General features: G+C 43.9%; 9 protein-coding genes. 4 read left to right on the forward strand and 5 right to left on the reverse strand.

The window, feature by feature from the left end; all coding sequences use genetic code 11:
* Nucleotides 1-27: 27 nt before the first annotated feature.
* The 5 genes from ACVW0P_RS02725 to ACVW0P_RS02745 all read right to left on the reverse strand — a co-directional run bounded on the left by ACVW0P_RS02725 (nucleotide 28) and on the right by ACVW0P_RS02745 (nucleotide 8458).
* Nucleotides 28-1134, reverse strand: a complete 1107-nt coding sequence (locus ACVW0P_RS02725) for an acyltransferase family protein (protein WP_457130707.1) — start codon at nucleotides 1132-1134, stop codon at nucleotides 28-30.
* A 516-nt stretch (nucleotides 1135-1650) separates the two neighbouring features.
* Nucleotides 1651-2739 (reverse strand): phosphoglyceromutase, encoded by a 1089-nt coding sequence (locus tag ACVW0P_RS02730; protein WP_457130708.1) that lies wholly within the window; start codon nucleotides 2737-2739, stop codon nucleotides 1651-1653.
* 53 nt (nucleotides 2740-2792) lie between these two features.
* On the reverse strand, nucleotides 2793-4394 hold the full coding sequence (locus ACVW0P_RS02735) for a SusD/RagB family nutrient-binding outer membrane lipoprotein (protein WP_457130709.1): 1602 nt from the start codon (nucleotides 4392-4394) through the stop codon (nucleotides 2793-2795).
* 22 nt (nucleotides 4395-4416) lie between these two features.
* On the reverse strand, nucleotides 4417-7695 hold the full coding sequence (locus ACVW0P_RS02740; protein WP_457130710.1) for a SusC/RagA family TonB-linked outer membrane protein: 3279 nt from the start codon (nucleotides 7693-7695) through the stop codon (nucleotides 4417-4419).
* A gap of 181 nt (nucleotides 7696-7876) precedes the next feature.
* Nucleotides 7877-8458 carry an HD domain-containing protein gene (locus tag ACVW0P_RS02745; RefSeq protein ID WP_457130711.1) on the reverse strand — a complete coding sequence of 194 codons (582 nt, stop codon included), beginning with the start codon at nucleotides 8456-8458 and terminating at the stop codon, nucleotides 7877-7879.
* Between the two features lie 152 nt (nucleotides 8459-8610).
* Here ACVW0P_RS02745 and ACVW0P_RS02750 point away from each other — a divergent pair, with 152 nt between their 5' ends.
* From ACVW0P_RS02750 to ACVW0P_RS02765, 4 genes are all read left to right on the forward strand, one after another.
* Entirely contained in the window at nucleotides 8611-9186 is a 576-nt protein-coding gene (locus ACVW0P_RS02750) for a helix-turn-helix domain-containing protein (RefSeq protein WP_457130712.1), read from the forward strand.
* Nucleotides 9187-9266: 80 nt separating this feature from the next.
* Nucleotides 9267-9950: an HAD-IA family hydrolase gene (locus ACVW0P_RS02755; RefSeq protein WP_457130713.1), complete on the forward strand. Its 684-nt coding sequence runs from the start codon at nucleotides 9267-9269 to the stop codon at nucleotides 9948-9950.
* Nucleotides 9951-9955: 5 nt separating this feature from the next.
* A complete protein-coding gene (locus ACVW0P_RS02760) occupies nucleotides 9956-11266 on the forward strand; it encodes a DUF5690 family protein (RefSeq protein ID WP_457130714.1) in 1311 nt (436 codons plus the stop codon).
* Nucleotides 11263-12390 (forward strand): TIGR03364 family FAD-dependent oxidoreductase, encoded by a 1128-nt coding sequence (locus ACVW0P_RS02765; protein WP_457130715.1) that lies wholly within the window; start codon nucleotides 11263-11265, stop codon nucleotides 12388-12390. Before ACVW0P_RS02760 ends, ACVW0P_RS02765 begins: the two co-directional genes overlap by 4 nt.
* Nucleotides 12391-12742: the final 352 nt, after the last annotated feature.

Below are 12742 nucleotides of genomic sequence, written 5' to 3' on the forward strand. Positions count from 1 at the left end.
CTCGAGGTTTATCTTAGATCTTTTCTATTAGCCCAGTTTCTTTCGCAACCATTTGCGCACAGGCTCATCATACCATTTCAAAGCTACGTATGCCAATAAAATCGTCCCTATCAAAATAGCTAAAGCATAAGGCCACGCCTGTACAATAGTTACGCCCTTATTATTACTTATCCATGCTACATAAAAGTAAACCAACGGATAATGCACCAGGTATAGCGGATAGGAAATATCGCCCAAAAACTTGCAGATCCGGCTCTCTATTTGCGTTTGGGCCTTACCGCTGGCGCCGAGGTAAACAATAAGCGGAAAAACGATAATGATGCAAACGGATTCGTATATCCCGTTCAGCCAAATATGCCCGGCACCGCCGATACGTGGCATATACAATACCGCCGCTATCAATACGCTGCACCAAAAAAATGCATGCCTGATACTGGTGGGTTTAAAAATACGCGAAAGCAACAGGCCGGCAAAGAACGGGTACATGGTACGGGTAAAACCTATGCGCACTTGTTCCACATTAAATGTCCACCCGCCGCTAACATCGCCATTAGTAATGGCCAGGTGAGCAAGTGCTACAGCAGCAATGCATACTAATATTGACAAAGTGGTTTTTGAAAACTTTCTGATCCAAACCGCATAAAGGATATTGGCAATATATTCAAAGAATAAAGACCATCCTACACTATTAAGAGGGTGCATTTCCTGCCAACCCCGAATATCCAGCGACAGCGGTACAGGCAGTATTGTGTAGCTAACCAGTAAAACGAGCAACATTTTCCAAAGTGGTATGGCATGGATAAGCGGCCAAATCGTCGAATCTGTGAAATAAAAACCGATGGCGCCTAATGTCATCCCCAGTATCACGAGCGGTTGGAGCCGCTCTATACGGCGTTTAAAAAAATTACCAATCGTCATTTTAGGCCAACGGTCGTCATAAGCATAGCCGATAACAAAGCCTGATAACAGGAAAAAGAAATCTACAGCCAGGTAACCGTGGTTAACTATGATATCCATGTGGCCTGTGCCCAACGGTTCGGTTAGGTGAAAGGTAACTACTATAATGGCCGCAACACCGCGCAAACCATCCAAAATAGGGTAATGCAGCTTTGTATTTAGCTTATTATTATCCATGTATAGATCAGCGTTGTTCAGTTCTTAACAAATTGCTACAGTAAGTTTCCGATTTATATACGCGCAAGTGATTACTTTCAGTTGCACGCAAGAGGCAAACGAAGCAGGTATTGCTTGGCGTATCAAGCCATCAAATTGGTTCATAGGTGGTATATATTGATTTGTCTTAATTCAGATCATAAAAATATATAAAAGCGGATGCATAATATCTGCGTATAGTATCAAAGTACACGCATATCGTATCATTTTAACACGCCTTACGCACATAATCAATCAGCCGTCCTCGTTTTAACCATTAAAAAGCCTGTAAACGTACATTTACAGGCTTTTGACTTTTCTGTATGTGGTCGCGACGAGAATCGAGATCCATTAATCCTGTATGCGCTAAACGCCCTTTTTACGTTTATCTATTTCAAAAACTCGCCAGTGTTAATCAAAAAAGGTGTACTGGAGTACCCACATATTAAAAGCCACCCGCCCAGGAATGCGCCATTGTTAAAAGGAGTAAACGCACAACTAATTTATAACCGTTTTAATTACATCGCCCACCTCGTGGCCTGCATTCGCTTTAAAATCAAACCCAAGTAGTTGTGCCATGGTTTGGGCCAATTGCTTGTGGTACGTAATGGTTGGGGTTGATACCACACCTGTTTGTGGCGTATCGGGACCTATTACTGCAAACCAGGTGTTTTCTGATCCTTTTACATCTGCACCATGGTCGCGCCATTTATCCATTGGCTCGTTGCCGCGGCCATGGTCGGTAGTTATTAAAAGGGTAGTTTTATTTTTATAGAATGGATCGATCTGAATCATATCCCATAATGCTTTTATGTAGCCATCTTCCTGCTTTGCCCTTTCCAGATATGATTTGTAGTTGCCTTCGTGTGCCATGTCGTCTGTTTCATCAAAAGCCATGTACAACACACGTGGTTTGTATTGTTTTATATACTCTTTGCTGAACTCGTAGGTGATAAAATCCAACCGGGTAGAGTCGCCAAGGTAAGCAGGTACGTTATGCTGTAGTTCGTTCAGGTATTTTAAACGTGCATTGGCATCAGTGTTTTTAAGATCTGCATAGCCTGAATATACCGGCAAGCCGGAACGGTTTACGTTGAAGATCTGCGGGAAACGCTCCCATGAAGAAAACGCTATCACCTTACCCTCAAAACCTTTCTGCTTATTAATGTACTCCAACACATTCATGTTGGGGTTAATGATCGGGTCGTTAGTGTTCATCCTTGTATCTGGGAAACCTGTGAAGACCTCGTTATATCCCGGGTACGAAAAGTGGTATGGGTTAGCCAGCTCGTCCTTGTTCCCTGCATCGCGGTTGCCGTAAAGCTGTCCCTGCTTGCTTATTACCGACCATAAGAACGGGAACAACATGCTTCTGCGCCCCTGGGCGGTGGCAGCCCAATATTTTTTGCGCACGTCGCTTTGGTCAGTAGTATATTTAGAGCTTATCATGGCCGAATCTGCACCACGAAAAACCTCCTGCCAGCGCATGCCATCCAGCGTTACTACAATCAGGTTTTTTGTTTTTTGCTGCGCGAAAGACTGGCTTATAGCCAATATGCAAACAACGGTAACTAATAACTTTTTCATAAATATTGTATTAAACAAAGCAGGGCCTTTCGGCCCTGCTTTTATCATTCTTATTATTTCAGTATCCACATAATACCGTTAATGTCATCATTGCCGCCAAACTGGCTGGCCAATGCATCCTGGTAGTTTTTAGCGTTGGAGTTGCGCTCTGCAGATGGGTATTTAAAGCGCGTTGCAATACGGCTGCCATTACCTGTACCCGGGCCTGTAGTAAACACCGGTACCCCTGTACGGCGATAAGTAAAGTACGACTCTAAGCCTGAGTGCCTGAACAGCGCGATATATTTTTGCTGTAGGATGCGGGTGATACCGGCAGCATCAGCAGTGTACTTAACACCTGCCTGGTTGTAGTAAGCGTTAAAATCGGCAGTAACGCTATAATCATCATAGTTTGCAGCATTTTTAACATCTGTTGAACCCGGGCGGTAAAAATGAGCTAAGAAAATACCACTCTCAGGAATCCCGTATGTCGCCATTGATCCCTTTATACCCGCCTGGTAATACGTTTCGGCATTGGCCCCTGCTGCCCAGCCACGGCTTATGCCTTCGGCAATGTTAAACATCAACTCGGGGTAACCAATTTGTACACTTGGCTCGCCCGTGTAGGTCGAGTAAAAGTACCTGCGGTTAATGAACGAGTATTTTTGTAAACCTGCATTATTATACATCACACCTAAGTCAAGCCCTGCATCGGCACCAACAAATGATGCAAAATCTGTAGGGCTTTGTTTTGCTTTGTCAACCAGGTCGCGGGCTGGTTCGGCAGTTACAAATACACGAGGGTCTTTTAGTTTTGTTAACAAGCTTATATATGTTGCAGACATGTTTTTACGTGAACCGCTTTGGCCAAAGTTGTTCGGGTTCATGGGGTAATAGTTATTTGGCGATACAAACACATATTGCAGGTTGTCTGCAGTACTGGTCATCAACGGGTATTTAGCAGGGGTATTAATAATGTTTGCAAAACGTGTTGTAACCTTTAGGTCAGCGTCTGCAGTTTTTTTGCTTAATTGTAAAAGTAAGCGTACTTGCAAAGCATTTACCGCTTTTTGCCATTTTTTTAAATCGTTGGCAAAGTAAATATCGTTAGTTAATACAGCGCCTGCACCTGTACCAAAATCATTTGGCTTTGCTATTAATTGTGCAAGATCATCATTCGCACTATCTAACCAAACTAATGATTGCAGCATCACCGCTTTCTGGGTATCATATTTTGGCTCCAGGTTATCCAGGCCTTTTAAGGCTTCGGTCATCGGGATATCGCCCATTTCTAAACTCATTTTGCTGAACAGGTAAGCTTTAAAAAATTTACCCAAAGCTTCATACGGGTTTATGGCAGCGCCACCGGTTTCAGAAGCTTTTTTTTCCATATCCACAACGTTTTTAAGTGTGGTGTAATAGTCATCACCGCCACCAAGATCGTAACGGTTGTTACCGTAATAATCGTAGTTGTACAGGTAATACTGGCTGTATATTTCTTTTTGCCCGTCAGGCAGTTCGGCCATGTTGTTCAGTATGCCGTTAAAAAGTAATGATGCAGGCACGTTGTTTGGCTTGTTGTTGTTTACAGAGAGTTCGTCGAACCCCTTTTTACAACCGGTTGCCGACAGTAGCATAACTACCGGCAATACACATATTTTAAATATCTTTTTCATGATTTGTTCTGCTTATCAATTGTTAGAATGATACGTTTAAGTTAAGGCCGTAGCTGCGTACAGTTGGCGATTGCAAGCCTGTAGAAGCAGTAGCGTAATTGTATTGGTCAAGGTCAACATCTTTAAAGCGTTTGTCCTTGTAGAAATACAATAGGTTACGGCCATAAACAGAAACTGAAGCTTTTTGGATAAAGGTTTTCTGAAGCATGGTTTTAGGGAACTCGAACCCAAAGGTTACCTCACGCAGTTTGGTAAAGGTTTTGCTCATTAGGTTGGCTTCGTCTACACCGTAGTATTTACTTACATAATCCTGTACAAATGCAACCTGTGTGTTTGGCGCGTATTGTAGTTGATTGTAGTTTAATACCGCACCTGTGTTAGAGTCATAGTTTATAGATGTGCCATTAGATACTACTACACCTTCGCCAACGTATGAACCGTTGTAACCGGCTTTACCAAAGTTGCTCCAGTCTTTGAAACGGGCATCGCCAAGGGCGCCTTCGGCAGTTTCGGCATTAGCACCACCACGCATGGTTTTATTGTGCATGTAATCAACAATTACACCACCAACTGAACCATCAAACTGTACACCAAGACTAAAGCTTTTGTACTGGAACTTATTGTAAATGCTCCAGCTGTATTTAGCGGTTTCGTTACCTAAGAATTGTAATACCGGGCTCACCAGGGGCTTGCCGGCAGCATCATTGATGATCTTACCATCTGGTGTGCGTACAAATGCGCTACCGTATAATTTGTCGGTACGGTCACCTGCTTTAAAGAAGGTAGCGTAGCTGTCCTGGCCCGATGGCAATTCTTTATAAACTTCTTTGTAGGTTGAGATGTTGGCTAAGATATTCCAGCTGAAACCTTTAGGATTTTGCAGGATAGCACCACTTAACGAACCTTCATAACCGGTCTTTTTGGTTTTAAGGGCGTTGATGTACTCAACAGTATAGCCTGTTGCAGTAGAAATAGCGTTAGGCAAAATCCTTGGCCCATCAATATATTGGAAAGCTGTTCCGCTAAAGCCTATACGGTTTTGCAGGAATTTAATATCAAAACCTTCCTCGTAGTTAACACGGGTTGATGTTTTGATGCCGTTTTGGTACAAGTAATCTGACGCGTAACCTGCAGCCTGGCTATTGTAAGGCTTACTGGTGTTGTAGGTTGAATTTAATGAATAATCCGGGCCGTTATATGGCGATGCATAAGTGGTACCGTAACCTACCGGGTTGTTAAACAATGACGGGCCTGTGCTGCCACCAAATACAGTGATAGAACTGAAAGGAGCGGGGCCAATTGTTGTAGAGGTAGCATCCGAACGGATGTTAGAGAACGATGCCCTGCCTTTTAAGAAGGAAATAAAATCAGGCATTTTAATGTAATCAGATATTACAGTTGCCACCGATAAACTTGGGTAGTAATAGGTTGTCGGCACCTGGAATGCCGATGATTTATCAATACGGCCGGTACTTGAAATTGTAGCGTATTTACCAAATGTTGCATCTAACGAGTAGTATGCACTTAACACCCGCATATCCGAGTTAAAGCTGGTAGACTGTACGGCATTTTTTGAGTTGCTAAAAGAGTACACTTCAGGCACGCTCAAATAATCTGTAGATGTCCAGTTTGACTTGTAAGATAGGTTACGCATGTTACCACCTACTAAACCTGATAGGTTTAAGAACTTCTTGATGGTATAATCATAGTTCACCATTAACTCGGTGTTGTTGTCAAACAGGTCGCGGCGGTCTTCACGGTAGTCACCTTCGTTACCTTCGCGGCCATATGGGTGGGCCGAAAATGGCATTTTTTCTGTACGAAGGATGTTGTAGGTATCTATCTGTGAACGCAGAGTGGCATTCAGGTTGCTGTTGATCTTGAAGTTTGCAGATAAGTAACCGTACACATCGTTTTTGTAATGGCCACGTGTCCACTCCTTAACCATAAACCAGGGGTTGTGGTAACGTGTGTACTCTGCAAATTGCGATTGAATACCCTCTTTACCCGGCTGCCAGATCGCTTTAATGTCGGGTGCGTTAACATCCCAATCGGCACCTGTCCAGATAGCTAAGTTGTATATTAAGCTATTTGGCCCGTACTGTACGTCAGGAAAGTTATCGGTAGTTTGGCGGTTAAAGTTTACGTTACCCTCAAATTTCCAACGGCTTGTTGGGTTAAATGATGCATAGATGTTCGCGTTAGCAATATCCAGATACTGCTCTGGAATGTAGCTGTTTTGGTGTTGTTGCGATGCAGAGAAACGTACATTGTAAGTATCGCCGTTTGCACTTAAAGCAACGTTGTTATTGGTTTGGTAACCTGTGCGTAAAAAGTTGTTCAGGTTGTTTGCACCACGTGCGGTGTACGGTGTAGCCTGGCGGACGCCGTTAATAACCGGGCTATCGTATTGCTTAATAAGCTGGCCATTAAAGTATGGGCCCCAAATGTCGTAATCGGCATCCACACCGCCCGGTGCACCACCTTTACCATCCACAAATTCATAAAAGGTATTCTCGCCCGCGCCATATTTATGCTGCACACGAGGGAAAGCCAAAAAGCCGGTGTTTACAACCGTACTGCTGTTGATATCAACAGTTAAGCCTTTTTTGTTTTTATTGCCTTTTTTGGTGGTAATTAAAATTGCACCGTAAGATGCACGGTTACCATAAAGTGCCGCAGCTGCAGGGCCTTTCAATACAGTGTAGGTGTCAATATCATCAGGGCTGATGTTATAGGTGTCTGTGTTGATAGGAAAACCATCCACTACGTACAAAGAGATGCTGTTACCACGGATAGCCACGTTTGGTGCTCCCAGTAACTCGGCCGATGGGCCTACCGATAAACCTGCCACTTTACCAATTAAACCGGTAATAGGATTTGGGTCGCGGGCAAGGGTAAGGTCTTCACCCTTTACGGTTGATACGGCGTAACCAACACGGCGGGTTTCTTTTTTAACACCCAGGGCGGTTACTACTACCTCGCCAAGGGTTTTGTTATCGGCGGCAAGATTTACAATAATCGCGTTGTTAGTGCCAATTGTTGTCTCTTGCTGGGCAAAGCCTAAAAATTTGAAAATTAAAACCTGGCCCTGGTTTGCGTTGATAATGAAACGACCGTAAGCATCAGTTGTGGTGCCTTGATTCGTTCCTTTTAGCATTACGCTAACGCCAGGTAAAGGCTGCTTGCTTTCGTCGTTTACGGTTCCGGTTATTTTTGTTTGGGCAAACAAAATAACTGGCGACAGGCAGCACACTATAATGAGTGCAAGCCTTCTAAAATTGAGGTAAATTTGTTTCATTGCTGCTGAATAATGTTTGTGAGAGATTATTCGGCAATAGTAAACTTTGTTTATTATTTGTAAACTAAGTTTAGATTAAGTAAACTTTAAACCTGTATTGATTTAAAATTAAGCGGCAGCACAATTGGTAACACCCCCGATACATGTTAATTAAACAAAGTTAACATGTGCCAAAAATCAGCTATAAATCACCCTTAAGATGGTTTATAGCTATCCGTTTTAAATATTCGATATTGTTAACAGGCGTATTTTGCAATTTAGCCTCATCATCCCAATAACGCATGCGCACAATAAGACCCGCATCCGGGTTAGCCTCAAATTCGGCCGCCTCTGCGGCGGTCATTACTCCACCCTGAAAATTCAAAGTAGCGCGGCTGGCGGGCGATAATTTCTCAAAGTATTCGGGGTGTTTATAAGTAAGATATCGTTTTGCTATAACGTGACCATTAACCAAGTTAGCTAAGCGTGGCGAGAAACCACGGTCTAATAAATAATCGGCCCCCAGCTTTTCGTGGTCTATATTCCCCATACCGTCCATGCTGCCAACTTCGGCGCCGGCGGCGCACAGGTGGCCAATATCATGGAAGAAAGCGGCAAGTACAACTTCATCATCGTATCCCTCGGCCCGGGCCAGCATCGCCGCCTGCGACATATGCTCTAATTGCGATACCGGCTCACCAATATAATCTTCATTGCCGTGCTGCTCGTACAAAGCAAAAACTTCGTTCACGATTTCTTCGGGCGTGGATGCAAGTGGGGTCATTAGCTATTATTTGTGGCAAATGAAGCATCCTAATGTTATTCTAAAATTAAGTTTGCGTCATCTAATTTGTCAGAAGTTAAATTAAGCTAAATACCTTGCCGCGTTTAATTTTATTATCTACTTTACCGCCGTTCAACAAATGCTAAACACTAATGGAAGATGATGTACTGATCCAGATCAGTAACCGGATCAAAGACAAACGTCGCGAAAAAAACATAACCGTACAGGAACTTGCCTCGCGGGCAAATGTAAGTAAGGGCCTTATTTCGCAGATAGAGAACAGCCGCACCATACCATCGCTTATCGTATTGATAGATATTATTAAGGCATTAGAGATAGACCTGAATGCGTTTTTTAAAGATATAGATGCCGGTAAAAACTTCCCCTTAATTATCCGCAGGCAATCAGAATACCATCACTTTGAAAAAGAACATGCCGAAGGGTTTCACTACCAGCGTATATTTACGCAATCCATCAAAAATTCTACGGTCGACATTGTAATACTGGAGCTGGAACCGGATGCTTACAGGCCTCAGGTAGAAACTGAAGCTTACGAATATAAATACATCCTTAACGGTACTATCGAGTACCAACTGGGAGAAGATACTTACACCCTAAGCCAGGGCGATTCGATGCTGTTTGACGGTCGCATCCCCCATACCCCTAAAAATAAAGGAACAGAAACAGCCAGCATGCTGGTGGTTTATTTTTTTGAGGTGTCCAACTAAACTTAAACAAATCTTAACACTACGTTAGTTTATAATTAATAAACAAAGTTTACCATTGCTAAACAAAATTACGTTTAGCAATGCCTATAAAACTTGTTGTATTTGATATGGCCGGTACCACGGTCAGGGATGAAAATGAAGTTGCCGATACCTTTAGCGCGGCGATGCAAAAATATGGTTACAACGTAACGGTGGCCGATGTTAACCCATTAATGGGTTACGAAAAAAGTGTAGCCATAACCAAAATGCTGCACCGGCACGAGCCGGATGCCGGCAAAATAACTCCCGAACTTATCCATACCATTCACCAGGAATTTATACGCCTGATGATCCGTTATTACCAAACCGCGCCGGTTTTGGAAGCATTGCCACATGCCGAAGCTACATTAGCAGCATTGAAGTATTCTGGTATAAAAATTGGTATCAACACGGGTTTTTCTAAAGATATCGCTCAAACTATTGTACAGCGTTTAGAGTGGTGCGAAAAGGGGCTCATAGATTACCTCATAGGATCCGACGAGGTAACAGAAGGCCGCCCTAACCCCGCCATGATAAACCGCATGATGGAACTTGCAGGCGTAACCGATGCGCAGGAAGTTGCAAAAGTTGGCGATACAGAAGTAGATATTCGGGAAGGACAAAATGCCGGCTGCAAATATGTAATTGCAGTCACCACCGGTGCCTTTACCCGGGCCGAATTGGAGCCTTACAACCCTACGCATATTATTGATGACATAGCAGACGTGATTACCATCATCAATTAAACATAATGGTATTAACCCATAAACTTAGGGCGAGGGCAGCCAAATTGCCCTATGCAGTGATATCTGTTTTGGCGGCAATAGCTGCTTTTGGGGCTTATACATCCATGTATGCTTTCCGCAAGGCATTTGCCGCCGGGACATACTCCGGCCAACAGTTTTTGCATATAGATTATAAGATTTGGCTGGTTATTGCCCAAATTGTTGGTTACACGCTAAGTAAGTTTTACGGCATCCGCTTTATTGCCGAAGTAAAAAGCGCCAAACGCGGGTTGACCATATTGGTGTTGATAGGCATTTCGTGGCTCGCCTTATTGGGTTTTGCATTAGTACCTGCACCTTATAATATTGCCTTTCTGTTCATCAATGGCTTTCCGCTGGGACTGATTTGGGGCTTGGTGTTTGGTTACCTGGAGGGCCGCCGCTCAACCGAATTTATGGCTGCGGTATTATCTATCAGTTTGATCTTTGGGTCCGGGTTTGTAAAAACCGTAGGGCAAACATTGATACATGTTTACCACGTAAGCGAGTATACTATGCCGTTTTTAACGGGGGCGCTGTTTGCCATCCCGTTAATGCTGTTTGTATTTATGTTGGAGTTGATGCCGCCGCAAACCGCGCAGGATAAAGCCATGCGTACCGAGCGCCTGCCCATGAATGCTGAAGAGCGAAAGCACTTTATCATCCGATTTTTACCCGGGATAATTTTGACCCTCATTATATATGTGTTACTTACCATTATGCGCGATATCCGCGACAACTTTGAGGTAGAGATCTGGAACAGCCTCGGTATTAAAGACCGTACCATCTACACCAAAACAGATACAAAAATATCCATCATCGTATTGGTTGTTATGAGCCTGCTTATCCTGATCCGCAAAAACCTGCGGGCCTTTAGCGTTATTCATTTGATGATCATTGGTGGTTGTGTGCTGGTTGGTGTATCAACAGCAATGTATTCGCTGAGAATGATTGATCCTGTTAGCTGGATGACCATGGCCGGCCTTGGCCTTTACCTTGGTTATGTACCTTATAACGCAATATTTTTTGAACGGATGATAGCCACCTTCCATTATAAAAGCAACGTGGGGTTTGTAATGTACGTAGCCGATTCGATGGGTTATCTGGGCAGCGTTAGCATCCTGCTGATAAAAGAACTTGGCCGCCCCAATATTAGCTGGGGCACTTTTTTTAAAGAGGGTGTAATGATAGTGGCAGTATTAGGCGGCATATGCGGTGTATTATCGCTGATATACTTTTTCCAATCGGCCCGTAAAAGCAAAGAAACCAAGGCCAAACTTAATTTTTCTACAGTATGAGCAAACCATCGGCCATTGTAATTGGCGCAGGCATTGTTGGGCTGGCTACGGCACGCGCACTGGCCATTCGCGGTTACCAGGTAACTATTTTTGAACGTAGCGAACGTGCCATTGGCGCATCCATCCGCAATTTTGGGATGGTTTGGCCTATTGGGCAGCCAACAGGCCCTTTGTTTGAACGCGCTATGTTATCACGCAGCATCTGGAAACAAACTTGCAAAGAGGCCGGTATCTGGCATGACGAGGTTGGCTCGTTACACCTCGCCTACCATGATGATGAATTGGAGGTAATAGAACAATACGCCAATATCAATAAAACGCAACGCGATTGTGCCTTGCTTACCGCGCAGCAGGCATTGGATAAATCGCCGGGTGTAAACCCAGACGGACTTAAAGGCGCGCTTTGGAGCGGTACAGAAATGATACTCGAGGCCCGCGAAGCCATTGCAGCGGTAGCCAAATATTTAGGAGAGCAGCATGGTGTAATTTTCTATTGGAATACGGCCATTAGCCGGGTTACAAGCAATACCGTAACATCCGGTATAAAACAATACCACGCCGATGAGATCTTTATTTGCAGTGGCGTAGAGTTTGAAACCCTTTACCCCGAACTTTTTGAATCATCGGGGATAACCAAATGTAAACTGCAAATGATGCGCCTTGCCGCGCAACCGAATGATTGGCGCATTGGCCCCGCCCTTTGTGGCAGTTTAAGCATGATCCACTACCCCGGGTTCCAGGCGGCACCGGCGTTGCCTGCATTACGCAAGCGTTACCAAGAAGAATATGCCGAATACCTTAAATGGGGCATCCACGTAATGGCGGCGCAAAACCATACCGGCGAAATTACAGTTGGCGATTCGCACGAGTATGGTTTGGTACACGACCCGTTCGATAAGGATTTTATTAACCAGATGATCCTGAAATACCTGCAAACTTTCACCAACTTTAAGGATACCCACGTAATACAAACATGGAACGGTACCTATGCAAAAATGACAACAGGCCAAACCGAACTGGTTATAGATGCCGAGCCCGGTGTGACCATCATAAACGGCCTCGGCAGCAACGGCATGACCTTATCCTTTGGCCTTTGCGAACAAATAGTAGCTGCAAGATTTTAGATGGGTAATTGTAATGCAAGAACAAACAGGAATATTTTGAAAATGAATTATTAAATTTTCAGCTTACTCCCGGGATAGGAGACCACTTCAAGGCTGTTATGCATGTTTTCAAATCGGAGAGATCGTAATTCAAAAGTATTCCGGCGTACAAGTACACTACAAATCTGCCAGCCTATTGGAAAGCGAAAACTAATTGATTCAGTATACCCTAAAAATCTATGTTTTGACGGAAGAGAACATCGAACCCCTCACCTGAGTTGATATTCCGGGGATGTTGACCACCTGATTCCGTGGCAAATTGACCAGGCAATTAGCTGGCGAACGATAGCAGCGAGAGCTGTAAAAGCGTTTT

The sequence above is a fragment of the Mucilaginibacter sp. UYNi724 genome (genome assembly GCF_054057495.1).

Excerpts from the sequence above, each read along its gene's own strand:
- ACVW0P_RS02725 (WP_457130707.1), bottom strand. The coding sequence starts at position 1,134 with ATGGATAATAATAAGCTAAATACAAAGCTGCATTACCCTATTTTGGAT.
- ACVW0P_RS02730 (WP_457130708.1), bottom strand. The coding sequence starts at position 2,739 with ATGAAAAAGTTATTAGTTACCGTTGTTTGCATATTGGCTATAAGCCAG.
- ACVW0P_RS02735 (WP_457130709.1), bottom strand. The coding sequence starts at position 4,394 with ATGAAAAAGATATTTAAAATATGTGTATTGCCGGTAGTTATGCTACTG.
- ACVW0P_RS02740 (WP_457130710.1), bottom strand. The coding sequence starts at position 7,695 with ATGAAACAAATTTACCTCAATTTTAGAAGGCTTGCACTCATTATAGTG.
- ACVW0P_RS02745 (WP_457130711.1), bottom strand. The coding sequence starts at position 8,458 with ATGACCCCACTTGCATCCACGCCCGAAGAAATCGTGAACGAAGTTTTT.
- ACVW0P_RS02750 (WP_457130712.1), top strand. The coding sequence starts at position 8,611 with ATGGAAGATGATGTACTGATCCAGATCAGTAACCGGATCAAAGACAAA.
- ACVW0P_RS02755 (WP_457130713.1), top strand. The coding sequence starts at position 9,267 with ATGCCTATAAAACTTGTTGTATTTGATATGGCCGGTACCACGGTCAGG.
- ACVW0P_RS02760 (WP_457130714.1), top strand. The coding sequence starts at position 9,956 with ATGGTATTAACCCATAAACTTAGGGCGAGGGCAGCCAAATTGCCCTAT.
- ACVW0P_RS02765 (WP_457130715.1), top strand. The coding sequence starts at position 11,263 with ATGAGCAAACCATCGGCCATTGTAATTGGCGCAGGCATTGTTGGGCTG.